Source organism: Dietzia sp. IBK-p2-16D (genome assembly GCF_057773085.1).
This window is the reverse complement of record NZ_JBYMTL010000001.1, coordinates 509,646-536,065: the sequence shown is the minus strand read 5'-3', so window position 1 is coordinate 536,065 and position 26,420 is coordinate 509,646. Positions and strand designations below refer to the sequence as shown.

General features: G+C 70.2%; 19 protein-coding genes and 1 tRNA gene. 14 read left to right on the top strand and 6 right to left on the bottom strand.

From position 1 onward, the window contains the following. Positions 1 to 21 precede the first annotated feature (21 nt). The 3 genes from AC3DE3_RS02545 to AC3DE3_RS02535 are packed head-to-tail and all read left to right on the top strand — an operon-like array spanning position 22 to position 2,164. Entirely contained in the window at positions 22 to 1,056 is a 1,035-nt protein-coding gene (locus tag AC3DE3_RS02545) for an HpcH/HpaI aldolase/citrate lyase family protein (RefSeq protein WP_260487841.1), read from the top strand. Further along, on the top strand, positions 1,053 to 1,559 hold the full coding sequence (locus tag AC3DE3_RS02540; protein WP_260487840.1) for a YflT domain-containing protein: 507 nt from the start codon (positions 1,053 to 1,055) through the stop codon (positions 1,557 to 1,559). The genes AC3DE3_RS02545 and AC3DE3_RS02540 overlap by 4 nt, the downstream gene beginning before the upstream one ends. Continuing rightward, positions 1,559 to 2,164: a suppressor of fused domain protein gene (locus AC3DE3_RS02535; protein WP_488368843.1), complete on the top strand. Its 606-nt coding sequence runs from the start codon at positions 1,559 to 1,561 to the stop codon at positions 2,162 to 2,164. The genes AC3DE3_RS02540 and AC3DE3_RS02535 overlap by 1 nt, the downstream gene beginning before the upstream one ends. Here AC3DE3_RS02535 and AC3DE3_RS02530 read toward each other — a convergent pair whose 3' ends face one another. Further along, on the bottom strand, positions 2,165 to 3,238 hold the full coding sequence (locus tag AC3DE3_RS02530; RefSeq protein WP_396119338.1) for a magnesium and cobalt transport protein CorA: 1,074 nt from the start codon (positions 3,236 to 3,238) through the stop codon (positions 2,165 to 2,167). A gap of 140 nt (positions 3,239 to 3,378) precedes the next feature. Between AC3DE3_RS02530 and AC3DE3_RS02525 the strand changes: the two genes are divergently transcribed. After that, positions 3,379 to 4,293, top strand: a complete 915-nt coding sequence (locus AC3DE3_RS02525; protein WP_260487837.1) for a glycine betaine ABC transporter substrate-binding protein — start codon at positions 3,379 to 3,381, stop codon at positions 4,291 to 4,293. A 107-nt stretch (positions 4,294 to 4,400) separates the two neighbouring features. On the opposite strand, the gene AC3DE3_RS02520 is transcribed toward AC3DE3_RS02525, so the two are convergent. From AC3DE3_RS02520 to AC3DE3_RS02510, 3 genes are all read right to left on the bottom strand, one after another. Then, the gene (locus AC3DE3_RS02520) at positions 4,401 to 8,222 is read right to left on the bottom strand and encodes a multifunctional oxoglutarate decarboxylase/oxoglutarate dehydrogenase thiamine pyrophosphate-binding subunit/dihydrolipoyllysine-residue succinyltransferase subunit (RefSeq protein WP_488368842.1); all 3,822 of its coding nucleotides are present in this window, start codon (positions 8,220 to 8,222) and stop codon (positions 4,401 to 4,403) included. A gap of 130 nt (positions 8,223 to 8,352) precedes the next feature. Further along, positions 8,353 to 9,048, bottom strand: a complete 696-nt coding sequence (locus AC3DE3_RS02515) for a hypothetical protein (protein WP_260487835.1) — start codon at positions 9,046 to 9,048, stop codon at positions 8,353 to 8,355. Between the two features lie 82 nt (positions 9,049 to 9,130). Then, positions 9,131 to 10,465 (bottom strand): D-arabinono-1,4-lactone oxidase, encoded by a 1,335-nt coding sequence (locus AC3DE3_RS02510; RefSeq protein WP_488368841.1) that lies wholly within the window; start codon positions 10,463 to 10,465, stop codon positions 9,131 to 9,133. A 141-nt stretch (positions 10,466 to 10,606) separates the two neighbouring features. Here AC3DE3_RS02510 and AC3DE3_RS02505 point away from each other — a divergent pair, with 141 nt between their 5' ends. From AC3DE3_RS02505 to AC3DE3_RS02485, 5 genes are read left to right on the top strand one after another with little or no spacing between them, the layout of a single operon-like run. Further along, positions 10,607 to 11,245 (top strand): TetR/AcrR family transcriptional regulator, encoded by a 639-nt coding sequence (locus AC3DE3_RS02505; protein WP_260487833.1) that lies wholly within the window; start codon positions 10,607 to 10,609, stop codon positions 11,243 to 11,245. A gap of 25 nt (positions 11,246 to 11,270) precedes the next feature. Further along, complete coding sequence (locus AC3DE3_RS02500) at positions 11,271 to 12,434, top strand: type III PLP-dependent enzyme domain-containing protein (protein WP_260487832.1); 1,164 nt, start codon at positions 11,271 to 11,273, stop codon at positions 12,432 to 12,434. Next, entirely contained in the window at positions 12,431 to 13,765 is a 1,335-nt protein-coding gene (locus AC3DE3_RS02495) for a M20/M25/M40 family metallo-hydrolase (RefSeq protein WP_488368840.1), read from the top strand. Before AC3DE3_RS02500 ends, AC3DE3_RS02495 begins: the two co-directional genes overlap by 4 nt. Beyond that, on the top strand, positions 13,762 to 14,991 hold the full coding sequence (locus AC3DE3_RS02490; protein ID WP_260487830.1) for an MFS transporter: 1,230 nt from the start codon (positions 13,762 to 13,764) through the stop codon (positions 14,989 to 14,991). The genes AC3DE3_RS02495 and AC3DE3_RS02490 overlap by 4 nt, the downstream gene beginning before the upstream one ends. A gap of 55 nt (positions 14,992 to 15,046) precedes the next feature. Further along, entirely contained in the window at positions 15,047 to 17,098 is a 2,052-nt protein-coding gene (locus AC3DE3_RS02485) for a DEAD/DEAH box helicase (RefSeq protein ID WP_488368839.1), read from the top strand. Positions 17,099 to 17,110: 12 nt separating this feature from the next. Here the strand turns inward: AC3DE3_RS02485 and AC3DE3_RS02480 are convergent, their stop codons facing one another. Next, complete coding sequence (locus AC3DE3_RS02480; RefSeq protein WP_488368838.1) at positions 17,111 to 17,872, bottom strand: HNH endonuclease family protein; 762 nt, start codon at positions 17,870 to 17,872, stop codon at positions 17,111 to 17,113. 155 nt (positions 17,873 to 18,027) lie between these two features. On the opposite strand from AC3DE3_RS02480, the gene AC3DE3_RS02475 reads away from it, so the two are divergent. The 5 genes from AC3DE3_RS02475 (at position 18,028) to AC3DE3_RS02455 (ending at position 26,096) form a co-directional block, all read left to right on the top strand. Next, positions 18,028 to 20,916: a DEAD/DEAH box helicase gene (locus AC3DE3_RS02475; protein ID WP_488368837.1), complete on the top strand. Its 2,889-nt coding sequence runs from the start codon at positions 18,028 to 18,030 to the stop codon at positions 20,914 to 20,916. Beyond that, the gene (locus AC3DE3_RS02470) at positions 20,913 to 21,668 is read left to right on the top strand and encodes a hypothetical protein (RefSeq protein ID WP_488368836.1); all 756 of its coding nucleotides are present in this window, start codon (positions 20,913 to 20,915) and stop codon (positions 21,666 to 21,668) included. Before AC3DE3_RS02475 ends, AC3DE3_RS02470 begins: the two co-directional genes overlap by 4 nt. Positions 21,669 to 21,718: 50 nt before the next feature. Continuing rightward, positions 21,719 to 22,906, top strand: coding sequence for a metallophosphoesterase family protein (locus AC3DE3_RS02465; RefSeq protein ID WP_488368835.1), 1,188 nt, complete (start codon positions 21,719 to 21,721; stop codon positions 22,904 to 22,906). After that, the gene (locus AC3DE3_RS02460; RefSeq protein WP_488368834.1) at positions 22,903 to 25,539 is read left to right on the top strand and encodes an AAA family ATPase; all 2,637 of its coding nucleotides are present in this window, start codon (positions 22,903 to 22,905) and stop codon (positions 25,537 to 25,539) included. Before AC3DE3_RS02465 ends, AC3DE3_RS02460 begins: the two co-directional genes overlap by 4 nt. Before the next feature lie 77 nt (positions 25,540 to 25,616). Then, positions 25,617 to 26,096 (top strand): MarR family winged helix-turn-helix transcriptional regulator, encoded by a 480-nt coding sequence (locus AC3DE3_RS02455; RefSeq protein ID WP_260487823.1) that lies wholly within the window; start codon positions 25,617 to 25,619, stop codon positions 26,094 to 26,096. A gap of 65 nt (positions 26,097 to 26,161) precedes the next feature. Here AC3DE3_RS02455 and AC3DE3_RS02450 read toward each other — a convergent pair. Beyond that, a tRNA-Arg gene (locus AC3DE3_RS02450) sits at positions 26,162 to 26,234 on the bottom strand. Between the last annotated feature and the right edge of the window lie 186 nt (positions 26,235 to 26,420).

The window sequence follows — 26,420 nt, the reverse complement described above, 5'->3', positions numbered from 1 at the left end:
CGTAAGGGAGTGCCACCCACGATGACCGCAGCCCCCCACGCGACACCCGCACCGTCAGAGGACGCCGCCGCCGCGATCTCCGGACTCCGCGCCCGTCCCAGGCGGACGGTCCTCGCCGTGCCCGGCAGCAGCGTCAAGATGATCGAGAAGGCCAGGGCCCTTCCGGTGGACGAGGTCTTCCTCGACCTCGAGGACGCGGTGGCCGGACCCGCCAAGGAGGAGGCCCGTCAGAACGTCGTGGCCGCGCTGACCGGCGGTGACTTCCTGGCGCCGACGGTGGTGGTCCGCGTCAACGCGTGGGACACCGAGTACACGGTGCGTGACGTCACCGAGGTCGTCGGGAGGGCCGGCGGCCGTGTCGACGCCCTCCTGCTACCCAAGGTGCGGTCCGCGGCGGAGGTCGTGGCCCTGGACCTGGTGCTGACCCAGGTCGAGAAGGCGGCCGGTCTACCGGTTGGCCACATCGGGATCGAGCCCCAGATCGAGGACGCCATGGGGCTGACCAACATCGACCAGATCGCGACGGCGAGCCAGCGCGTGCTCACGCTCGTGTTCGGCCCGGCCGATTTCATGGCCTCCATCGGGATGCGCACCCTGACCGTGGGCGAGCAGCCGGAGGGCTATGCCCCGGGCGACGCCTACCACCACGTACTCATGACCATCCTCGTCGCCGCCCGGGCCCACGGACTCCAGGCGATCGACGGGCCGTTCCTCAAGGTCCGTGACACCGAGGGGTTCCGTCGTGCGGCCGGCCGCACCGCGGCACTCGGATTCGACGGCAAGTGGGTCCTGCACCCGGCACAGGTCGATGCGGGCAACGAGGTGTTCAGCCCCCGCCAGGACGAGTTCGACAAGGCGGAAGCCATCCTCGCGGCCTACGCGCGGTCGACGTCCGTGGAGGGCGGGGCCCGCGGTGCGGTGATGTTCGGCGACGAGATGCTCGACGAGGCCAGCCGTAAGATGGCATTGGTCGTCTCCGCGCGGGGCCGCGCGGCCGGGATGGCCGTATCGGACCGGACAGGCGCAGGAACGGACCCGGAAGGACGGACCCCATGAGCTCACCCGTGAACCCCGCGGGCGGACGGACCCGGACCGGGCAGACCCCCGGGTTGCCCACGCCGCCGACCGGCTGGGTGGTGGGGTCGTACCCGACCTACGCGCAGGCACAGGCTGCGGTCGACCATCTCGCCGACGAGGAGTTCCCCGTCCACGAGGTCACCATCGTGGGGGTCGACCTCATGCAGGTGGAGCGGGTGACCGGCCGACTCACCTGGCCCAAGGTCCTGCTCGGCGGACTGGCCACCGGTGCCTGGCTGGGGTTGTTCATCGGTCTGCTGCTGGGGATCTTCACCCAGCCCATGTGGGGTGTCGTCCTCACGGGTCTGGTGGGAGGGTCGGTCTTCGGCATCGTCTCGGCCTCGTTGTCCTACGCGGCCACCCGGGGCAAGCGTGACTTCGCCTCCACCTCTCAGCTCGTCGCGGGACGGTACGACGTGCTGTGCGAGCCCGCCAACGCCGAACGGGTGCGTGACGAGCTCGCCCGGCTCGGACTCAAGTAGTGCTGCCCGGCGGTCCGGCGGGTTCCCCGGACGTCCTCTCCACGGTGCGGGCCCACCTGATCGAGCACTACGGACCGGATCCGCAGGAGGCGTCGGTGACGTTCCTCGGCGCGTCACCCATCAAGATCCTCCGGTTCGTGGACATCGAAACAGGCGTGGTGCGCTATGTCTCCCTGGGGTGTTCCGCCGAGCCGATGGGCGACCCCTCCGCGCTGGTTCCCGACCCCACCGCCCCGCGTGCGGAACTCAGTCTGGTGCTGCGCGGTGGCGTTGACGGACTCGTCCGTGCGCTGGCGGTGCTCGCTGCTGCGCCCGCCGTCGAGGGACTGGTGTTGTCCGAGGGTGCGCTGATCGACCTCGGCGAGCCGCTCTGGCCGGGTGCGGCCTTCACCGGGGTCGTCCTGCGCGCCCCCGACGTGCCGGACGTCCCGCTGCCCGGCGACGCAGCGCCGGTCACGGTGTTCCGGGCGGTTCCGGTCACCCACACGGAGGCGGCGTGGGTACGGATGAAGGGTGCGGCCGAACTCGAGGAGGCATGGCGGGAGGCCGGTATCGACGTCACCGATCCCGGCCGCTCGGCGGTTAATCCCGGCTTGACCCGCTGATCACAGCCAGCCGTTTCGACGGAACAGCAGGAAGAGCCCGGAACACATCGCGACCATGACCCCCAGCACCACGAAGTAGCCGTATCGCGTGTCGAGCTCGGGCATGTGACGGAAGTTCATGCCGTAGACGCCCGCGATCATCGTCGGTACGGCCGCGATGGCGACCCACGCGGAGATCTTGCGCATATCGGTGTTCTGTTGGACCCCGACGATCGCCGCCGCCGCGCTGACGAGCGAGGTGCTCTGCTCGTCCAGGGTCGTCACCTCCGCCGCCGCCTGCGCGTGATGGTCCTGGACGTCGCGGAAGTAGTGACGGATCTCGCCGGGGATCAGGTCGAGGTGGTCGACGGAGAGGCGGCGCAGGGGCGTGGTCAGTGGCCCGATGACGTGTTTGAGTTCGAGTAGTTCCCGCTTGAGGACGTAGATCTGCTCGATGTCCACCGGGATGTGAGGCGTGAAGAGCGCCGACTCCAGTTCGTCGATGTCCGCGGCCAATCCCTCGGCGGCCTCGGTGTAGCCGTCGACCACCCGGTCCGCCACCGCGTGCATGACCGCCGCCGGCCCGAGCGCGAACCTCCCGGGCGAGTGCCCCAGCTCGCTGCGGATGTCCACGGTGACCGTCCGGTCCCCGTGTCGGACGGTCACCACGAAGTCCCGGCCGAGGACCACCAGCACCTCGCCCGTGGACACGATGTCGCTGACCTGTGTGACGGTCTCGTGAGCCAGGTAGCGCACCGTCGACATGCTGAGTACGAGAGCGTCGTCGTAGGCCTCCAACTTGGGCCGTTGCTGTCCGCTGGTCGCGTCCTCGGTGATGAGTTCGTGCAACTCCAGCTCCCGGGAGAGCGCCTCCATCTGCTCGGGATCCGGGTCGTCGAGACTGATCCAGACGAAGCCGCGACCGGTGTCGCGTACCAGGCCGACCGCCTCGCGGAGTGCGACGTGGTCGTGGGCGCGCACCCCGTCGATGTAGACGGCGCACTCCGCCGACGGTCGTGGCGTCGGCGCGGTCGGCCGAGTCGGTCCGGAACCGGGTTCGGCGGACGACGGGCGTCGTGGTGGGATCGCGGGCACCCGGCCCCCTTTCCTCGTCTCGCCTGACAGTATCCGCCCAGCGGGGCGTCGGGGCGACGACGGCCGTGCGGGGCTGGGAGAATGACCCACATGGTCTCCGCGTCGCCTGACGCGGCCGGTGTGAGGAAGGACGTGGTCGGGTGCGGCGGACGTGGGAGCGGACCGGGCGTGGTGCCGTGGTGCTCGCGGGAATCGTGGGGATGGCGCTGTCCGGCTGCCAGGCGCAGTCGTCGATCGTCCCGGCCCACCGGGACGATCCTGTGGTCGTGGTCGAGACGGCCTCGTTCGGCGAGGCCGAGATCGTCGGCCACATCTACGGCAACGCCCTCGTGCGGTCCGGATGGCGGGTGACCGCCCGCCCACAATCCGGGACCCAGGACGAGGTGATCGAATCGGTGGTGGCGGGGGAGTCGACCTTCACGCTCGGGTTCACCGGTGAGCTGCTCCGGAGGTTCGACCCGAATTCCACCGCGGTCGGGTCCGACGAGGTATACACCGCCATGATGGCCGCACTCCCCGAAGGGGTGACCGCCGCTGATCCGGCGCCCGCCGAGGACGCCCCCGTGTACGTCGTCACGCGGCACACCTCCGAGTCCCAGGGTCTGCGCACGATGTCCGATCTGGCCGGGAGGTGCGGTGGATTCACCCTCGGTGCGCGGGAGGAGGCCCTGGCGGATCGCGAGTTGGCGTCCGCCGTCGGTGCCACCTACGACTGTGGCTTCGGCCGACGGGTGGCGATGGGTCCGAACCCCCGCGCGGTGTTCGACTCCCTGCGTGCCGGAGAGATCGGGGTGGGGCTGGTTCAGTCCGCCGACCCGGTCCTCCATCCGGAGGACATCGTGCCGTTGGACGACGACGAAGACGCGATCCTCGCGCAGAACCTGGTGCCGGTGTTCCGCAAGGGCTCGCTCTCGGAGGATCAACTGGCCCTGGTCAACCGGATCAGCGGGGAGCTGACCTCGGATGATATCCGGGAGCTCCTGTTGGGGATCGAGTTCGGTTCCGCGACCCCCGTGTCGTTGGCGAACTTCTGGCTGGACGAGCACGGCTACTGACGTCACGGTGACCAGGCCCGGACCCGGGCCCGTGGCGTGGTCACCACCGTGGTGGAACACGACGGAGGGCCCGACCGCCGAGCGGTCGGGCCCTCCGTCTCACGCCGTCAGTCGAACGCCTGGTCCACCAAGGCCTTCTGCTCGACCGCGTGGACCTTGCTCAGGCCCGTGGAGGTCGCGGCCATCGGTCGACGCGAGACCCGCTTGATCGGCGGGAACTCCGGGATGACCTCCGGCAGGTTGAGGGCGAGGAAGCTCCACGCACCCTGGTTGGCCGGCTCCTCCTGGACCCACCGGACCTCGGTGAGGTTCGGGTAGTGCCCGAGGGCTTCACGCAGGCGACGGAACGGGATCGGGTGGATCTGTTCCAGTCGGACGATCGCGATGTCGTCGCGGCCCTCCTTCTCCTGGCGGGCGGCGAGCTCGTAGTAGAGCTTCCCGGAGACCAACAGCATGGTCTTGACCTTGCCCGCGTCCTTCGAACCATCAGCGAACGTCGGGTCGTCGATGACGGAACGGAACTTCCCGGTGGTGAAGTCCGAGATCGCGCTGACGGCCTTCTTATTCCGCAGCATCGACTTGGGCGTGAAGACCACCTGCGGTCGCTTGATGCCGTCGGTGGCATGACGACGCATGAGGTGGAAGTAGTTCGCCGGGGTCGACGGCTGGGCGACGGTCATGGAACCCTCGGCACACAGCTGGAGGAACCGCTCGATGCGGCCGGACGTGTGGTCCGGGCCCATCCCCTCGTGGCCGTGCGGCAGGAGGAGCGTCACCGACGACTTCTGGCCCCACTTCGCCTCACCGGAGGAGATGTACTCGTCGATGATGGTCTGCGCGCCGTTGACGAAGTCACCGAACTGCGCCTCCCACAGCACCAACGCCTCCGGGTCACCCACCGAATAGCCGTACTCGAACCCGACGCCCGCGTACTCGGTGAGCGCCGAGTTCCACACCTCGAACCGGCCCTCGGCGTCCTCGAGGTTCTGCAGCGGCGAGTAGGTCTCGGAGGTGGTCTTGTCGACCACCACCGCGTGGCGCTGGGTGAAGGTGCCGCGCTGCGAGTCCTGCCCGGCAAGCCTCACCGTCCGGCCCTCCCTGACGAGGGAGCCGATCGCGAGGAGCTCCGCGAACGCCCAGTCGACGTTTCCGTTGTAGGCCATCTTCTGGCGCGCCTCGTAGACCGGCTTCACGCGCGAGTGGATGTGGAAGTCCTCGGGCAGGTTTCCGAAGGCGTCGCCGATGGCGTGGATGACCGACTCGTCCACCGCTGTCACCAGACGCTTGGGCAGCGGCTGGTTGGGCAGGATCGACTCGGACGCCTTCACCGGGTGCTTCTCGAGTTCACGGACCTCGTTGAAGACCCGTTCGAGCTGGCCCTGGAAGTCGCGGAGGGCATTCTCCGCCTCCTTCTCGGTGATGTCGCCACGACCGACCAGATCCTCGGTGTAGGACTGACGGACGCTCTTCTTGCCGTCGATCACCTCGTACATCCGCGGCTGCGTCATCGACGGGTCGTCGGCCTCGTTGTGTCCGCGACGGCGGTAGCAGACGAGGTCGATCACGACGTCCTTCTTGAACTGCTGACGGAAGTCCATCGCCAGACGCGCCACCCGCACACATGCCTCGGGATCGTCACCGTTCACGTGGAAGATCGGTGCGCCGATCATCTTGGCGACGTCCGTGGAGTACTGGCTGGACCGGCCGGCCTCCGGCGCCGTCGTGAACCCGATCTGGTTGTTGACCACGATGTGGATCGTGCCGCCGGTACGGTAACCGTCGATCTGGGAGAGGTTGAGGGTCTCGGCCACGACACCCTGGCCGGCGAACGCGGCGTCACCGTGCAGCATGAGCGGCACGACCGGGTACTCCGCCCGCCACTCCGGGTCCTCGATGAGGTCCTGCTTCGCCCGGACGATGCCCTCCAGGACCGGGTCGACGGCCTCGAGGTGCGACGGGTTGGCGGTGAGCGAGACCTTGATCTCGTTCTCGCCGAACATCTGGTACTGGATGCCCTCGGCGCCCAGGTGGTACTTGACGTCTCCCGAGCCGTGGGCGGCCGAGGGATCCATGTTGCCCTCGAACTCGGTGAAGATCTGCCGGTACGGCTTGCCCACGATGTTCGCGAGGACGTTGAGCCGCCCACGGTGCGGCATGCCGATGACGACCTCGTCCAGCCCGAACTCGGCGGCCTCGTCGATGACGGCATCCATCATGGGGATGACCGACTCGGCGCCCTCGAGGGAGAAGCGCTTCTGGCCGACGTACTTGGTCTGGAGGAAGGTCTCGAAGGCCTCGGCCGCGTTCACCTTGGACAGGATGTACTTCTGCTCGGCGACGGTCGGCTTGTCGTCGACACCCTCGAGGCGCTCCTGGATCCACTGGCGCTGCTCGTTCTCGAGGATGTGGGTGTACTCGATACCGATCTTGCGGCAGTAGGCGGCGCGCAGTGCCGACAGCACGTCCCGCAGCCGCATCTTGTCCTTGCCGACGAACCCGCCGACGGAGAACTTGCGGTCGAGGTCCCACAGCGTGAGCTCGTGCGAGTTGACATCGAGGTCCGGGTGGAAGGTGCGTCGTCGCTTGGCGTGCCTGCCGTCGAGCGGGTCGATGTCGGCCATCAGGTGGCCGCGGTCGCGGTAGGCGGCGATCAGCTCGAGGACGCGGGCGTCCTTGTCGACCCGGGGATCGGTGATGTCCTGACGCCACCGGACCGGCTCGTAGGGGATGCCGAGGACGTCGAAGATCTCGTCGTAGAACTCATCGGCGAGCAGCAGTCGGTGGATCTCCCTCAGGAACTCGCCGGACTCGGCGCCCTGGATGATCCGGTGATCGTAGGTCGAGGTCAGCGTGGTGATCTTGCCGATCGCGTTGTTCGCCAGTTGCTCGTCGCTCGCGCCCTGGAACTCGGCCGGGTACTCCATCGCGCCCACGCCGAGAATGGCGCCCTGGCCCACCGTGAGACGGGGGACCGAGTGCACGGTGCCGATGCCGCCGGGGTTGGTCAGCGAGACGGTGACGCCGGAGAAGTCCTCCATCGTCAGTTTGCCCTCACGGGCGCGGGCGACGATGTCCTCGTAGGCGTCGAGGAAGCCGCGGAAGTCCAGCTTCTCGCAGTGTCGGATCGCCGCGACGACCAGGGAACGACCGCCCTTGGTCTTCATGTCGATCGCCAGACCGAGGTTGATCCCGGACGGGGTCACCACGTTCGGCTTGCCGTCGACCTCGTCGTAGTGGTTGTTCATGTTCGGGTAGGCCTTGATGGCCTGGACCATGGCGTACCCGATGAGGTGGGTGAAGGAGATCTTGCCACCGTGTGTGCGCTTGAGGTGGTTGTTGATGACCACCCGGTTGTCGATCATCAGCTTCGCCGGGACCGCGCGGACCGACGTGGCGGTCGGCAGCGTCAGCGACGCGTTCATGTTCTTGACGATCGCGTTGGCCGCCCCCCGCAGGACCTTGCTCTCCTGCTCCTCGGGCGGGCTGTAGACGGGGCGGGAAGGCTTCTTCGCCGCCGCGTCGGGTTTGTCCCGGGTCTCCGGGGTGCGTACCGGGGCGGGCACGCCCTCGCCGCGGGCCTTGCGCTTGGGCGAGGCGTCCGACGCGGGCTTGGCGGCGATGTCCTTCGCCGACGCCTCCGGGGTGACGTCGTCAACAGTCAGCTCGGACGCCTTCTTGTCCTGCTTCCCCGCACCTCCGCTGTCCCCACCTCCCGACCGCGGCCGGCTGCTCTTGCCGGAGTCCCCACCCGACTTGCCGGGGGAGGTGCCGTTGGTCGAGCCACCGCCGGAGGAGGAGGCGGCCTCCGGGTTGGCGTCGAAGAACTCGTGCCAGGACTTGTCCACGGAGGACGGGTCCTTGGCGAACCGCTCGTACATCTCGTCTACGAGCCACTGGTTCTGTCCGAACTGTGAGACGTTGTTGCTCACGATCTCTTGGTGCCTCTCTGGGTCTGTGGTGGGTTTCACACGTCGATTGGATCCAGGCTAGACCTTCTGCCCGCACAGGGCTCCGCGATCTCACCTGACAGGGGGATGCCGCCGGGCCGTCACCCGTGGTTCATGTGGCCGGCCAGGAGTCCGGGGGCGCACCGAACGTCGACGCGGCGGTCTCGACGACCGTGCGGCCCAACCTCCGGTTGCCCCATCCGCCCACGGCGGCACCGAGGCCGGCGGGGGCCATCTTGCCCAGGGCCAGACCCGCCCGCTTGACGGCGAACTTCCGGACGAAACGGCTCATCATCCGGCGGTTGACCGATGCCAACCCGGGCACTCGCAGGGCCCGACCCGCGAGAGAACCGCCTGCCGCCGACCCGCCTGACGAACCGACCGCGTTGGCCAGGAGGGCGGTGCCGGAGGCGCCCAGCATGACCGTCATGACCAGCAGCTCCTCGTGCTCGCCGTAACGGACGTCGACGCCGTGGACCTCGGCCACGGCGAGGGTGTAGAACGCGGTCGCCTCGAGGAACACGAGCGACTCCGCGCCGATCGCTCCGAAGGCGATGACGGTGCCGATGCCCGGGACGGCGGCGGTGGCCCCGACGGCGGCGCCGGAGGCGGTGACCGCGTTGAGGAACCGGCTGTCCAGTCGCCCGAGGATCTGCGAGGGGCTCTCGTCGGGGTGGCTCTCCCGTAGCCCGCGGACATAGGCGCGGGCGGCACCGGCCTGGCTACGGATCGCCCGGCGCAGGGCGGCCGTGATCACCCCCGCGGCCGGACCGGAGATCTCTGATTCAGCGGGGACTCGATCGGGCACTGGTCACTCCTGGGGTTCGGGGCGGCGAGGGGCTGGGCCGGGTTCGAACCCCCACCGTACGTAACCGGCGCGGGACCGTGTCCTACGGCAGCACACGCTCGGTGTATTCGTTGGCGAAGACGCGGTCGGGGTCGAGACGGTCACGGACGGAGACGAAGTCGTCGAAATGGTCGACCATCGCGGCCAGGTCCTCGGCGGCGCGGGTGTGCATCTTGCCCCAGTGCGGTCGCCCGCCCGCCGCGAGGAAGATCGCCTCCGCCAGTTGGAAGAGTTCGGTGTGGTCCATCCGGTGGTATTGGTGCACGGCGACGTAGCAGACCTCCCGTCCGTACGCGGTGGACATCCACACGTCGTCGGCGGCGGCGAACCGGACCTCGACGGGGAACGGGGTGACGATCCCGGAGCGATCGATGGTGTCCCGCAGGTCCCTCAGCACCCCGGCCGCCGCCTCGACGGGTACCGCGTACTCCATCTCGCGGAAGCGGACTCGTCGCGACGAGGCGAACACGCGGTAGCTGCGGTCGGTGAAGTCGCGGGCCGACAGCGCCCGTGAGGCGAGCCGGTTGAGGCGAGGGGTGAGCGCCGGTCGTCGGGTGGCGGTCCTGCACACCATCTCGAACGCCTCGTTGGAGAGGAACTCGTCGCTGACCAGTTCCCGGATCCGTCCCACCGGCCGGAGTTCGGTGTCGCCGGGGAGTCTGGTGTTCCGCTTGACGTTGATCGCGTCCGTGTGGGGGAACCAGAAGAACTCCGCGTGGTCGGCGGACCGCGCGAAGCCCTCCAGGTCGGTCAACGCCGCCGACAGCGTCCACGGTCGCTCCTCCGCCCGGAGGGCGAAGGCGGGGACGCAGCGGATCGTCATCTTGGTGATGATCCCCAGTGCCCCGATACCGAGACGGGCGGCCTCGAACACCTCCGGTTCGGACTCGCGCGAACACGTGAGCACCGTGCCGTCAGCGGTGACGAGTTGCAGTCCCACCACGGTGGCGGGGAGCCCGGGTGCCGCGCACCCCGTGCCGTGCGTCCCGGTCGACACCGCGCCGGCGAGGGACTGCTCCGCGAAGTCACCGAGATTCGGCTGCGCCAGACCGAGTTCCCACAGAAGCGGTCCCAACCGGTGCAACCGGGTGCCCGCCCAGACGGTCACGTCGGCACCCTGCACACGGCCATCCCCGTCCCGGGTGGGGACGATGGACTCCACTCCGGCCAGGTCGTCGAGCGACACGAGCACGCCGTCCGTCGCCGCCGCCGGTGTGAAGGAATGGCCCGCGCCGACGCACTTGACCCGGGTCCCCCGGTCCGCCGCCCGCGCGACCACGTCACTGACCTCGGCGACGGTGGTCGGGAGCGCCCGGCCCGAGGGTGACGCCAGCACGTTGCCGGCCCAGTTCTGCCAGGTCACTCCCGAGGTCGTCATGGCTGGACACGTTACCTGTGGGGAGCGGGATGCGATGCGGACCTGGACCATCGACCTGAACCGGGGGCCACGCGCCCGCGAGGTCGGGGGACGATGCGGTTAACGGTGTCCACGTCACGCTCGCCGACGTACGATGGACGAGTGACCAGACGACTTCCTGCCGATCAACGCCGGGCGCAACTTCTCCAGGCCGCCCTCGAGATCGCCGAACACGACGGCCTGGGTGCGGTGACCGTCCGTGGTGTGGCCGAACGTGCCGGCGTGTCGCTGGGCGTCGTCCACTACTGCTACACGGATAAGGAAGAGCTTCTCCGCGAGGTAATCGGGGCCGTGAACTCGGAGGTGCACCAGGCCGCCCACGCGTTTGTGAGCGTCGACTTCGATTCCGGGATCCGCGGGACCGAGGGGCTGCGCCGTCGACTGTACGAGGCGATCGATCTGATCTGGGCGGTCATCTCCGCGTCGCCCGATCGGCAGTTGCTCACCTACGAGATCGTGTCGTACTCGCTGCGGACCCACGGGTTGCCCGAGGTCGGCCTGGCCCGCGACCAGCAGGAATCCAACGAGGCGATCGTCCGCTCCGTGCTCGAGCGCACCGCGCAGTCCGCCGACGTCCGCTGGGCGATGGGGCTCGACGACATGGTGCGCGTCGTCCTGTCGATCATCACGGGCATCAGTCTGAGGTGGCAGATCTACCGCAACGACGACGAGGCAAACGATCTTCTCCACAGGGCCGTCGACCTCGTCGTCCGGGACGCGCGGCCGGTCGACGGTGCCTAGCGCGGCGGGTGGGGGACCACCCGGCGTGGTCGACGTGCTCGAGGCCGCGACCGCCGGGTTGGAAGCACCCCTCGCCGCGCTGCACCTACCGAGCCTGCGGGCGAACCTGGCCGACCTGCGGCAGCGGGCCGGGGGTACGAGGATCCGCATAGCGAGCAAGTCCGTGCGAGCGCGTGGCGTCCTGCGCGAGGTCCTCGGCGACGGACTGCGCGGCGACGAGACGGTCCGCGGGATCATGGCCTACTCGCTCGACGAGGCGTTGTGGTTGGTGGAATCGGGTTGCGACGACGTCCTGATGGGATATCCGACCGTCGACCGCTCGGCGCTCGCGCGCCTGGGAGCCGATCCACTGGCACTGGAGTCGGTCACACTCATGGTCGACGATCCGCGCCAGCTGGCGATCGCGCGGGAGGCGGGGGCCACCGGAGCGAAGGTGTGCATCGACGTCGACTGCTCTCTGCGGCTGGGGCCGGTCCACCTCGGGGTGCGACGGTCCCCGCTCCGCGGACCGGACGACGTGGCGCCGCTGGTGCGTCACGCTGTCGACTCCGGCTTCAGGGTGACGGGCGCGATGTTCTACGAGGCGCAGGTGGCCGGGGTGCCGGACGACGTCCGGGGGATCGGCATCGTCAAGCGACTGTCCATGCGCCGGCTGCTGGGCATCCGCCGGGCGGTCGCGTCGACGATCGAGGAGATCTCCGGGCGGCCACCGGAGATCATCAACTCGGGGGGCTCCGGATCCGTCGCCGAGAGCGCGGCGGCACCCGCCGTCACGGAGGTCACCGCGGGGTCGGGCCTGTACGTCCCCGGACTCTTCGACGCCTATCGGACGTTCACCCCTCGGCCGGCGTTGATGTTCGCCCTCCCCGCCGTACGGACGCCGGCCCGGGGCCTGACCACATTCCTCTACGGGGGATATGTCGCCTCGGGCGTCCCCGGGAGTGACCGTCTGCCCGTTCCGGTCGCACCGGCGGGCATGCACTACCTGGGCAGGGAGGGGGCCGGGGAGGTCCAGACTCCCGTGCACGGTGAGGTGGCCATCGGTGGGCGCGCGTGGTGGCGCCACGCGAAGGCCGGGGAGCTGTGCGAGCGGTTCGACACACTGCACGTGGTGGACGAGACTGGGAACGGGCCCGCCGTGGTGGACCGCTGGCCCACCTATCGTGGTGAAGGGAAGTGTTTCGGATGACCGACGCCCAGCAGGCGTCCGAGCAGGCGCGGGAGCGGATGCATGCCGAGGCCGTCGCGATCACGGCAGACCTCGTGTCGATCGATTCGACCAACACCGGTGACCCCGCGACGATCGGCGACGGCGAGACGAGGGTGTGCCGCCGGATCGCGGAGTACCTCGACGAGGTCGGCATCGCGAGCGAACTGGTGGAGTCGGTCCCGGGTCGCGGGAGCCTGTTCGCCCGGGTCGAGGGCTCCGACCCGGGGGCGGGTGGCCTGGTCGTGCACGGGCACGTCGACGTCGTGCCCGCGGTCGCCGAGGACTGGACCGTCCCGCCGTTCGCCGGCCAGATCCGTGACGGTTGGCTCTACGGGCGGGGCACCGTCGACATGAAGAACATGATCGGCATGATGCTCGCGGTCGTCAGGCACTACCGGCGCGAGGGCATCGTCCCGCGGCGCACACTCCTGCTCGCGTTCTTCGCGGACGAGGAGGCCGCCGGGATCATGGGTGCCAAGTGGATCGTCCGTGAGCGGCCCGAGATCTTCGACGGCATGACCCAGGCACTCAGCGAGGTGGGCGGGTGGTCCGTGCCCGTCGACGGACGCCGCCTCTATCCGATCGCCGTCGCCGAGAAGGGCGTCGCCTGGGCCACGGTCACCGCGCACGGTACCGCCGCGCACGCGTCCCGGCCTACCCGGGACAACGCCGTCGCCGCCATCGCCGGCGCGGTTCACCGCGTGGCGGACCTGGAGTTCCCGGTCGAACCGACCGAGGCCAACACGGCGCTCGCCGCAGCGGTCGGACGGATCGCCGGTGGAAGCGGTGAGATCGCCGACCTTCCGGAGCGCCTCGAGGTCCTCGGGCATTTCGGGCCCCTCGTGGCGGCGTCGCTGTCCCACACCGCCTCCCCGACGGTCCTGTCCGCTGGGTACAAGACCAATGTCATCCCCACCGAGGCGCACGCGGAGATCGACTGCCGTGTGCTCCCCGGGGGCGAGGACACGTTCCGGGCCGAGATCGAGCAGGAACTCGGCCCCGACGTCTCTGTCGAGTGGATCTGGGAACCGCCGATCGCGGCCCCCGCCGACGCCCCGTTGGTGGAGGTGATCCGCGACGCCGTCACCGAGTCCGATCCCGATGCCGTGGTCGTGCCCTACCTTCTCCCGGCCAGCACGGACAACAAGCACCTGGCCCCGCTCGGGATCGATGGGTACGGATTCGTCCCGCTGCGGGTGCCGGACGAGTTCGACGTCTTCGGTCATTTCCACGCGGTGGACGAGCGGGTACCGGTGGACGCACTGCACTTCGGAGCCGACGTGCTCGCCCGCGTGCTCCGGTCCGCGTGAGGGGCGCGCTCACGGGTAACCCCGCGCCGCGTACCCGGTTGCCGGCGGACGTCTGGGTGCTGGTCGCGGCGGCGTTCGCCGTCGCGATCGGCTACGGACTGGTCGCCCCCGTGCTGCCCCAGTTCGCCCGCAGCTTCGACGTTTCGGTGACCGCGGCGTCGGTCATCGTCAGCGCGTTCGCCTTCTTCCGGTTGGTGTTCGCCCCGGCCGGCGGGTTCCTCGTCGACAGGCTCGGTGAACGATGGGTCTACATGTCCGGCCTGCTCATCGTGGTGGTCTCCACGTTGGCGACGGGGCTGGCCCAGAGTTACTGGCAACTCCTGGTGTTCCGGGGGCTGGGCGGGCTCGGGTCGACCATGTTCACCATCTCCGCCATGGCCCTGCTCACCAGGCTGTCGCCGCCCGGCGCGCGGGGTCGGATCGCGGGGCTGTACGCCACGGCCTTCCTCATCGGCAACATCGGCGGCCCCGTCCTGGGCGGACTGTTGGCGGGGTTCGGGATGCGCATCCCGTTCTTCGTGTACGCGGGCACTCTGCTGGTGGCGACCGGCGTCGTGGCGGTCTTCCTGCGAGGGGGCCGACGCCCCTCGGCCGACGACGGGGCGACCGGTCAGGAACCCCTCCTGGTGGGCGAGGCACTCCGGCACAGCGGGTATCGCGCCGCACTGATCTCCAGTTTCGTCAACGGGTGGACGTCGTTCGGTGTGCGGGTCGCGATCGTTCCGCTGTTCGCCGCGGCGAACTTCGATGCCGGAGCCGGCATCGCCGGGACCGCCCTCGCCTCGTTCGCGGTGGGAACCGCATCAGTGGTCTCGTTCGCGGGATGGCTGTCCGACAGGTACGGGCGGCGCCCGATGGTGATCCTGGGGCTGGTGATCTCCGGTGTGACGACCCTCGTCCTGGGATGGTGCGACACCGTCCCGCTCCTGGTGGCGGCCTCGGTCATCGCCGGGATGGGCGCGGGCATCCTCAACCCGTCGCAGCAGGCCGCGGTCGCCGATGTGATCGGCGCGGACCGGGCCGGCGGCAAGGTCCTCGCAACCTTCCAGATGGCCAGCGACTCCGGTGCGATCCTCGGCCCGATCGTGGTGGGACTCGTGGTGGACCTGCTGGGCTACAAGACGGGCTTCGCCGTTTCCGGCGTGCTGCTGCTGGTGGCCGTGGTCCCCTGGATCGTCGCCGAGGAGACCCACGGGTCCGCGGATCGCGCGACGACGGGGGAGTGACCTGCGCACGGCGTGTCGCTCATCGGGCCCCCGACGCCGTAGCATGTAAGACCTCATGGACAACAACGACGAGGACCGTACCGCCACCGCCGGCGACGAGGTCGACACCGACGCCAGCACCCCCGAACCAGCCGCCGCCCCCGCGGACTCCGGCACCGCCACCGCCACCGCAGCCGCCTCATCGGCGGGAGGAGAGGACGAGCCCGAGGTGACCTTCGCCGACATGGGGCTGGCACCGGCCGTCGCGCAGGCGGTCAAGGACGTGGGTTACGAGGTCCCCTCGGCGATCCAGGCGGCGACGATCCCGCTGGTACTCGAGGGGCGGGACGTCGTCGGGCTGGCGCAGACTGGTACGGGCAAGACCGCCGCGTTCGCGTTGCCGATCCTCTCGCTGATCGATCCGGCGGTGAAGAGCCCCCAGGCCCTGATCCTGGCCCCGACCCGCGAGCTCGCCCTCCAGGTCGCCGAGGCGTGTGTCACGTACTCGGCGAACATGCCCCAGGTGAACGTCCTCCCCATCTACGGCGGTCAGGCGTACGGCATCCAGCTCTCCGGGCTGCGGCGCGGTGCCCAGATCATCGTCGGCACCCCCGGCCGTGTGATCGATCACCTCAAGAAGGGCACCCTCGACCTGTCGGGTCTGCGTCACCTCGTCCTCGACGAGGCCGACGAGATGCTCGCGATGGGCTTCCAGGAGGACGTCGAACGGATCCTCTCGGACACCCCGGAGTCGACCCAGGTGGCCCTGTTCTCGGCGACCATGCCCGCGGCGATCCGTCGGATCTCGCAGAAGTACCTCACCAATCCGACCGAGGTGAAGGTCGCGTCCAAGACCTCGACGGCACCGACCATCTCGCAGCGATACGTGCTGGTCAACCACCGGGACAAGCTCGACGCCCTGACGCGGATCTTCGAGGTCGAGGACTTCGACGCGATGATCCTGTTCGTGCGCACCAAGTCCGCGACCGAGGAACTGGCGGAGCGGCTCCGGGCACGCGGGTTCTCTGCGGCGCCCATCAACGGTGACATCCCGCAGAATCTCCGGGAGCGCACCATCGAGGCGCTGAAGGACGGACGCACGGACATCCTGGTCGCCACCGACGTGGCCGCCCGAGGCCTCGACGTCCCGCGGATCAGCCATGTCGTCAACTACGACATCCCGCATGACACCGAGTCGTACATCCACCGCATCGGTCGCACCGGCCGCGCCGGCCGGAGCGGTCAGGCGCTGCTGTTCGTCACCCCCCGGGAGCGGCGACTCCTCTCGCAGATCGAGCGCGCGACCCGCCAACCGCTGACCGAGATCCAGCTCCCGAGTGTGGACGACGTCAACGAGATGCGGATGGCCAAGTTCGCGCAGTCGATCACCGAGAGCCTCGAGGACCCGAGCATCGCGCTCTTCCGCCGCCTGGTGGAGGAGTACGCCTCCGAGCATTCCGTGTCGATGTCCGACATCGCGGCAGCACTGGCGACCCAGTCGCGGAATTCGGACGACTTCCTCATGCGTGAGCCCGAGCGTCCGCAGCGCCGGGACGATCGCCGGGACGATCGCCGCGATCGGCCGGAACGGGAGTTCTCCGACGGCCCGCGGCCGTCGCGCTCCGGGAAGAACATGGCGCAGTACCGGATCGCGGTGGGCAAGCGGAACAACGTCAAGCCCGGCTCGATCATGGGGGCCCTGGCGAACGAGGCCGGTCTCCGGGGCGGCGACATCGGACGCATCTCGATCCGATTCGACCACTCCATCGTCGAACTCCCGGCGGATCTCCCCTCGGACCAGCTCAATTCCATGAAGGGCATCCGGGTGGGCGGTTCCGAGATCGACATCCGCCCGGATTCGGGCGCACCGTCCGGGCGCCCGTCCTCATTCCGGGACGACCGGGGTGGCAAGCCGCGTGGTGGCGGGCCCCGCCGCGATGACCGCGGTGACCGCGGCGACCGTGGTGACCGTGGCGACCGTGGTGACCGTGGCGACCGGTTCAACGACCGTCGCGGTGACCGACGGGACGACAAGCGCGATGACCGCGGGGGCTTCCGCCGTGGTGAGGACGACCGCCGAGGTGGCGGGTTCCGCGGGCGTTCCGCTGGTGGTCCCGACCGTCACTGATTCCCCGCGCTGCTAGGGGCGGTCCGGGCATCTCCGGACCGCCCCCGCGAGCGCCCTGTGATCCGCCGCCGTCACCGGCAGGCCGTAGGCGACGGCGGCGGTCAGGTACCGGGAAGCGTAGAAGCAGTGACGACCGGGGTCGGGCGGTAACCAGTCCGCCGGCGTCGAATCGCTCTTGCCGGTGTTGACCGAGGCGGAGACCGCGAGGAGATTCCGGTCGACGTCATTGGCGAACGCTGCGCGACGAGCCGGTGGCCACGCCCGGGCTCCCAGGTCCCACGCTGCCGAGAGCGGATAGACATGGTCGACGTGGATGCCGCGTAGCCCCACGGTGCCGGCGTCGATGACCCTGCCGGTGTACGGATCGGTCAGGACTCCGCCGGATACCTCGCACCCCGCCCCGTCCTCCCGAGTTCCGCCGACGAGGTCCCGGGACAGGACGTCGTGGCGGGTGGAGCACCCGTTCGCGGCCCCGGGGGCACCGGTGGTGTCACTCCAGGCCGGACCGAACACACAGGCCGAGTTCCCCGAACACTCTCTTTCGTATCCGGGCGCACGAGTCCGTTCGTCCACCACCTCGACCGCATCGAGAAGCGCGGCCACGTCGACCCGCACCGGGCTACCGGGAACGGAGCGACGCGGCTGCCCTAACCACGAGACCGCCGCGAGCACGACGAGCACACCGAGTGCCAGGACGAGCGCACGGGGCGCGAGAGGCGGCACGACCCGGCCGGCAGGGGACGTCGACACCGGGTTGCGGTACACGCGGAACACGGATCGAGTCTGAACCGCGACCTCGCCGGTGGTGGCCCGGGCAGCGGGTGTGGCGGTGAAACTGTGGAGCGGCGCGGCACCTGTGGATGACGCGCCGCGAACCCCGGCGGGGGCATGCCCGACCCGCTGTCGGACCGGCGTGCTTTCATGTGGGCGTGAGCCCGTCCGCCGAACCCCGTCTGCACGCCGTCTGGCAATCAGGGGTCGTCGGCCTGTGGTGTGAGACGGGACTGCGCAGGCCGGAGTCCATCGCCCCCGCCTCCACAGTGACGGCCGTGGGCCGGGCGGGTGCCCCGCCGGAGGTGGTCCGGTCCCTCGAGCGGTTCTCGCTGACGCACCGGATCGGGGTCCGTGTCCCGGTCGAGGGCAGGGTCCGGTCGGCGACGGTGCCGGGCATCCGGGTCTCGGTCGGATCGGCGGTCGATCTTTGCGGCATGGTCGACGCCACCGATCACTGGGTCGGTCCCGGCCTGCGCGCACTGGCGGCTCTCTCCGACGGTGTGGCGGCGTTCGTCAGTGCCGGGCACGTCGTGCCCTCGCTCGGTCGTGCGGAGGGCGGGTGGGATGCCTCCTGGGCCCTCGCGGCGTCTCCGGTGGTGTCGGCGTGGACCGCGGAGAGTCTGTCCCGCTGTCACGGGCTGGTCGAGAACCGTGAGGAACTCGGCAGGTTGCTCGCCGCTCTGGCGGATCAACACGCTCGGATGGCGCTGGCGCCACTGGCCGCCGACCGGAGGAGCGACCTCGGAACGGCGTTGATCACGGGCGGCGGCGTGAGCTCCGGTGGGCAGGCATTGGCGGACGCGATCCACGAGTTCGGGCGGGCCGCCGCCGCGCGGGACGTCGAGGTCGTGCTCCGGATCGTCGAACCCTCCGGCGGCGATTCCGGGGACGGGGAGGAGTCCGGGGACGAGGGCGGGCAGCCGGCGGGTGCGGAGATCCTGTGGCGATTGGAAGTCCTCGTACGTACCGGGATCGACTCGCTGCGCCCGTTCACCGAACTGCCCGATGGCTCGGCCGTGGGGGACGCCGTACGCGATGTCGTCGACCGGGCGGTCCGGTCATGGCCCCCGCTGGGACGCGCCGTCCCTGCTGCCGGTAGCCCGGACCTGCTGCTCCCCGTGGACCTCGTGGTCCGGTTGGTCGACGAGGGAGTGGAGGCCCTGCGGGGCCGGGGAGTCGAGGTCCTGCTGCCGCGGGCCTGGACCAGGGTGAGGACGGCCGTCAGGGTCGCGGTCAAGGACCCCGGTACCGAGAACGTCGACTCCGGTCGCCGCCTGGGCCTCGACCAGTTGGCGGACGTCGACTGGGAGATGGTCGTCGACGATGTCCCGCTGGACGCGGCGGAGGCACAGATGCTCCTCGACGCGGCGTCCGACCTGGTGAAGCTCCGCGGGCAGTGGGTCCGGGCGGATCCCGGTGCACTCCGACGGGCAGCCCGTTTCCTCGCGGCCCGGCGGGGAGAGCGGGTCTCGGCACCCGCACTCGTCGCCGCGTTGATGTCCGAGGAGGGCGAGGGAGTGGAGATCGAGGCGCCCACGACCCTCGACTGGATCCCCTCGTCGTCGTCGATCACCGTCCACCTCCCGACGTGGTTCCGCGCCACACTCCGCCCCTACCAGCTGGAGGGGGTGCGGTGGTTGACCGCCCTGTCCGACGCGGACGTCGGGGCCGTCCTCGCCGATGACATGGGTCTCGGGAAGACGATGCAGGTGCTCGCCCTGACCGCGTCCGAACATGTGCGTGGTCGCACCGGACCCACCCTGGTGGTGGCACCGCTGACGCTGGTGGCGACGTGGGCCCGGGAGTCGGCGACGTTCGCCCCTGAATTGCGGGTTCACGTCCATCACGGCCCGGCGCGGGAACGGGGCGACGACGCCGCTGCGCTGTTGGCAGCGGCCGATCTCGTCCTGACCTCGTACGGGACCGCCACCCGGGACACCGAGCTGCTCGCCCGGGTGGCGTGGCGACGTCTGGTCGCGGATGAGGCGCAGACCGTCAAGAACCCCACCACCGCCGTGGCGCGCGCCGTCGGGGCCATCCCCGCGGAACACCGGATCGCGCTCACCGGCACACCGGTGGAGAACCGGCTGGATGAGCTGCGGGCGGTGCTGGACTTCGCCAACCCGGGCATGCTGGGGTCGGCGAGTACCTTCCGCGCCAGGTTCGCGGTTCCGATCGAGTCCCACCGCGACGAGGCCGCGGCGTCGAGACTGCGGGCACTCGCGGCCCCGTTCGTGCTGCGTCGCCTCAAGTCCGATCCCAGGGTCGTCGCCGACCTGCCGGCGAAGCAGCACATCCGTGTCGACGCACCCCTGACCCGGGAGCAGGCGACCCTGTACCGGGCGGTGGTCGAGGACATGATGGAGCAGGTCAAGGATTCCGAGGGGGCCGCCCGCAAGGGCGCCATCCTGTCCGGCCTCACCGCGCTGAAGCAGGTGTGTAACCACCCCGCCCATTACCTCGGCGACGGTTCCGCACTCCTCCGCGGCGGCCGCCACCGTTCGGGCAAGCTGGCGGCACTCGACGAGGTCCTCACCGAGATCCTCGACGCGGGGGAGAAGGTCCTGCTGTTCACGCAGTACCGGGCGTTCGGCGATCTCATCCTGCCCCTGCTGGAGAGGCGGGCCGCGGCCACGGTGCCGTTCCTCCACGGCGGGGTCCCCGCGGCCGGACGGGCGCAGATGGTCGAGCAGTTCCAATCACCCCAGGGCCCGCCCGTCATGCTCGCGTCCCTCCGCGCGGGAGGGACCGGTCTGACCCTGACGGAGGCCAACCACGTCGTCCACCTGGACCGCTGGTGGAACCCGGCGGTGGAGAACCAGGCGACCGACCGGGTGCACCGCATCGGGCAGACCCGGGTGGTGCAGGTACGTACGCTCGTCGCGCCGGGGACGGTCGAGGACCGCATCGACGAACTCCTCGAGGCCAAGCGGGATCTCGCCGAACTGACCCTGGGTCCGCTGGCCGGCGCCCTGACCGAGCTGGACGACGCGGACCTCGCCGCGCTCGTCGAACTCACCGACGAGGGGAGGGACGAACCGTGAGCGGTTCCGTGGGTATCCCGGCCCGGTCGCGGGCCGGGCAGTTCGGCGCGCACATGTGGAGCCGTCGGTGGGCGGGCGACATCGAGTCCGGGGTCTCCCGCGGCGACGTGTACATGGCCCGCCAGGACGCCCGCAAGGACAAAGTCCTGTCCCTGGACCACACGGGCCGCACCGTGCGGTGCGATGTCGATGGCAGCAGACCGCAGCCGTTCACTGTGGAGTTCACGTTCGCCCCGCTCGACGGCACCGACTCGGACGCCCTGCGCACCGCGCTCAGGCGGGAGGAACGGGGCGTGCTCGGTGCCCTGGCCGGGGACTTCTCCGACACCGTCGGGTTCCTCCTGCTCCCGGCGGTCAACGGGGCGACCACCTTCTCCTGCCACTGTCCGGTCCAGCCCGGCCCCTGTCGCCACGTGCTGGCCGCGGCGTACATCATGGTCGAGTGGTGGGACTCCCACCCGGAGGTCCTGTTCGCGTTGAGGGGCCTGCGACCCGACCAGCTCGGTGCCGTACTCCGGGGGGCGGGGGACGACGACGAGGTCTCCGTCGACGTGGAGGTGGCGCTGTGGGGTCGGGATCCGATCCTGCCGACGGAGCCGTCTCCCGCGCCGGCCGGCCTCGAAGACCTCCTGGACGCGCCGGTGACCCGGAGACTCGCGGCCGCGGCGACGAACGATCCGCTCGAGCAACTGCGGGTGGTGGCGGATCTCGAGGACTTCCTCGACGCGTTCAGCCGGTACCGGCCGCGGTGACCCGGGCCGCCGGTGGGGGGAGTGTCGGACCCGCGACCTACGATGCGGCCATGACCAACCCACGGGACGGGGACACCATCCGATTCCTCCACTCGGCCGACTGGCAACTCGGGATGACCCGGCGGTTCCTCGGCGACGAATCGCAGGCCGTCTTCACGGCCGACAGACTCGCGGCCGTGGAGGCGCTCGGCGCCCTGGCCGCGGACCACGGCGCGCAGTTCGTGGTCGTCGCAGGTGACGTCTTCGAGGACAACGCCGTGCCCCGTTCGGTCGTCCTCCGCGCGGTGGAGGCGTTGTCCGCATTCCCGGTTCCGGTGCTGGTGTTGCCCGGGAACCACGATCCGCTGGACGTGTCGTCGGTGTTCCGGTGCAGGGACTTCTCCCCGGCACTCGAGAGCGGAGCGGTCGTCGTCCTCGACGGCTCCGGTCCGATGGAGGTCGTGCCAGGGGTGGAGGTGGTCGGCGTCCCGTGGACCTCCAAGCGCCCGGACCCCTCACGCCTGCCGGCGCTGCTCGCGTCGCTCGACCCCACGGACGGCGTGCGCGTCCTCGTCGCGCACGGGGGCACCGACGAGGTCTACGGCGGACACTCCCCGACGGTGGAGGCGATCCCGGTGGCGTCACTGGAGGAGGCGATCGGGGCCGGGCACCTGGACTACGTGGCGTTGGGGGACCGGCATTCGGTGACCCGGGTGGGCTCCGGCGACCGGATCTGGTTCTCGGGCAGCCCCGAGACCACGGATTACGACGACGTGGAGACGGACTCCGGCCACGTACTCCTCGTCGAACTCGGACGGCGGGCACCATCGGGAGACAGGGGCCCCTGCCACGTCACGCCGTTGCGGACGGGACACTGGACCTTCCTGGCGCTGGACGCCCAGATCGAGACGGACGGGGACCTCGACTCCCTCGCCGAGCGGATCGAGGCCGTGCAGGACAAGTCCCGCACCGTGCTCAAGCTCGGGCTGACCGGCACCGTCGGGGTGGCCCTGCGCGCGAGGATCGACGCGCTCCTGGAGACCTGGGACGCGCTGTTCGCCTCCGCCTATCTGCGTCAGTCGCGTACCCATCTCGTCGTGCGCGCCGAGGATTCCGACTTCACCGACCTCGTGGACGGGTACGCCGGTCGGGCGGTGGCGGATCTGGTCGCCCTGGCCGGCGCCGGCGGCACCGATGCCGAAGACGCCGGGCACGCGCTCAGTCTCCTGTACCGGCTCGTGGACGGGGGAACTAGATGATCCTGCACCGACTGATGCTCGAGGACTTCCGCGGGGTGGTGCGAGAGGAGGTGGACCTACCGCCGCGGGGCGTGCTCGTGATCGAGGGCCCCAACGAGTCGGGCAAGACCAGCCTGATGGACGCGTTGGAGATGCTCCTCGAGCACAAGGCGTCGTCCGGCCGCGCCGAGATCAAGGCCGCTAGCCCGGTCGGCAGGGACGTTCCCGTGATCGTGGAGGCAGACTTCACCGTCGACGGGGAGCGGATGCGGTACCGGAAGGAGTTCGTCCGCGGGAAACGGACGTCCCTCGAGTTCCCCGACTCGGCGCGCACCGCGATGTCGGGGGACGACGCACACGACTATGTACGTGACCTCCTGGACCGCCAGGTCGACCGCTCGTTGTGGCGGGCCCTGCGGATCGCCCAGGACGAACCGGTGGGGCAGGTCGATGCGGCCAAAGGGATGGACTCCCTCCGCCGTGCGCTCGACACCGCCGCAGGCGGCGAGGATCCGACCGGAGACGACTCGCTGGTCGAACGCGTGGCCGAGGAACGCAACAGATATCTGACGGCACGGCGGGGCGAGCCCACCGGTGACCTCGCACGGTCGGAGTCCAGACTGGCCGAGGCCGAGGCCGCGCTGTCCGAGGCACGGGCCCGGCACGCGGAGCTCGACTCCGCGGTGGCGGACCACGAGGCCCGGTCCGCCGTCCACCGCGCCCGGCTCGAATCGCTGGCGACACTCGAGGCGGAGGTGGCGCGCCTCGAGGCCGCCGGTCGTGCCGTGGCGGATCTCCGCGGAGCATGCGCGTCCGCGGATGCCGAGGTGGACCGCGCGGTGGCGGCACACGATGCCGCTGTGCGTGAGCTCCGGGAACGCCGCGAGCTCGTCGACAGGGTGGCCACGGAGCACCGGAGGGAATCCGAGCTGCGGTCGACTGCGGCGGTGGCCGCCGGGAGACTCGACCCGGCCCAGGAACGGGCTCGGCGGGCCCGGGCCGAGCTGGAGGCCGCGGAGGAGCGGGTCACCCGGGCTAGGACGCGGCTCGACGCCGTACGCGCGGTCGAGGAGGACGAGCGCAGGCGCGCGGATCTCGAGCACCTGGACCGGTTGCTCGAGAACCTGGCGGAGGTGGGCGACGAGCTCCGCCGCACGAAGGCGGAACTCGCAGAGGTGGAGATCGCCGATGATGACGTCGACGCTCTCCGCCGCGCGGACGAGATGTTGCGGGAGGCCGTCGTCCGGTCCGCCGCGAGCGCGCCCCGGGTCGAGATCGGCGGAGAGGGAGACGTCCGTGTGGGTGGGGACGCCCTCGATGCGTCCGCGGGGTGGACGCGGGACATCGTCGAGGACACCGTCTTCGAGATCGGCACGGTGACGTTGACCGTCGTGCCCGCGGGTGACACCGACGCGGTGCGACGTGACGAGCAGGTCGCCCGCGCCCGGTTGGAGGGTCTCCTCGCCGATCTCGGCGTGGAGTCCCCGACGGAGGCGGAGGGACGCGCCCGCCGTGCGGAGGCGCTCCGCGCGGAGATCGCGGCCCTGCGTCGCCGGCGGACGGATCTCCTCGGTGGGGATTCCTCCGAGGACCTCGCGGCGAGGCGGGAGGAACTGAGTTCCCTCGTCCTCTCCGGTCCGTCGGCGACCGGCGGGTCCACGGATGACCGGGCGGGCCGGACGGACGTCGAGACGTCGGACGATCCGGTGGCCGAGGCCGCGGCCGCGGAGGGCGAGCTCAGCCGTTGCCGCGCGGAGGACCGGGCCGCCTCGGCCGAAGCCGAGACGCTGCGCACCGAGCATTCGACCCGTACCGCACTGGCGGACGAGGCGGCTCGTCGCCACAGCGAATGCAGCGCGGCGTTGGCGGCCGCGCGCGAGGACGTCGCCGATCGCCGCTTGGAGGAGGCGGGGGAGGAGACACGCCTCCGTGCGGAGGCCGCCCGCGAGAAGGCACGGCAGGCGAAGGCCAGACTGGACGATGCGCTCGCCGACGCCCCACCGGGACTGCTGGACAACGCCCGGGCCTCACTCGCCTCACTCGCCGCCGAGGAACGCGATTCCGCGGCAGCGGTCGCCACGTCCCTGGGCAGGGTCAACGCGATCGGTGATCAGGGGCGCCTCGAGGGCGTCGCCGCCGCGGAACGCGAGCTCGAGTCCGCGGCGAGGGAGAACTCCGCGCTGTGGCGCCGCGCCCGTGCAGCCGATCTGCTCCACCGCACCCTCACCGCCCGGCGCGCGGAGGCCCTGCTCGCCTACCAGGCGCCGTTCCACCGTGCGGTGGTCGAACTGGGCACCCTCGTGTACGGACGGGACTTCGACGTCCGTCTAGGGGAGGACCTGACGATCCTGTCAAGGAGGATCGGGAACGTCTCCGTCGACTACGAGTCCCTGTCCGGAGGGGCGCGAGAGCAGCTGGCGGTCATCGTCCGGATCGCCTGTGCGCGGTTGGTGGGTGACGACGGCGTCCCGGTGTTCCTGGACGACACAATGGGGTACACGGATCCGTCCCGCCGCCTCACGATGGGAGCCGTCATCGCCGCCGCCGCCGCGACCTCCCAGGTGATCGTCCTGACCTGCGACCGTGCACGGTTCGCCGGCATCGGGGGCGCCCACACCCACGTCATGCAGCGGTCCGGCGCGGAACGGGAGTAGACGCTGTCGACCACACCGGGCCCGTTCGGGCGGTAGGGCAGGACGAGTGCAGGGGATGGTCGTGCTGTAATAGCCCCATGACAGAGACACGCTGGTTGAGTGACGATGAGCAGCGCATGTGGCGGCGGTATCGAGAGGTCAACCAACTGCTCGAGCTCGCGATGGAGCGCCAGCTACAGCGGGACGCGTCGATGTCTCAGTCCGACTACTCCGTGTTGGTGAGCCTCAGCGAGGCCGATAACCGGGGACTCCGGGCGCGCGAACTGGGCGCGGCTCTCGGCTGGGACCGCAGCCGGGTATCTCACCAGGTCAGGCGAATGGAGGGCCGCGGCCTCGTCGCCAAGGGGGAGTGCGCCGAGGACGGACGCGGGACCGTGGTCACCCTCACGGAGGCGGGCGCACAGGCCATCGCCTCGGTGGCGCCCAAGCATGTGGAGAAGGTCCGCGAGTTGTTCATCGACGTGCTCAGTGAGCACGAGGTGCAGACCCTGACCGACATCTACGAGCGGGTCGTCGACCGAATCGAAGAGGTGGACGGAATAACCCGTCCGAGCTGACGAGTTCCGCGTGAGACGAGTGAGGGGCCCGGGCTTTCGCCCGGGCCCCTCACTCGTCTCACCTGTGCCCCCGAAGGGAATCGAACCCCTGACCTTTGGTACCGGAAACCAACGCTCTATCCCCTGAGCTACGAGGGCGGGATACCGACCCTCACGGGCCGGAGGCCGCTCCGGGCGGCGTCCCGTGACCGGGGTGCCGCTCGAACAGCGAGACTGATCGTAGCACCGGCATTCGGATGGGGCCGCATCGGGCCCGCCGGGGTGTGGGCGGGGAGGTCGGCCGGACGGCCGATTCCCGCCGCGACGTGCCGACACCTAGGATAC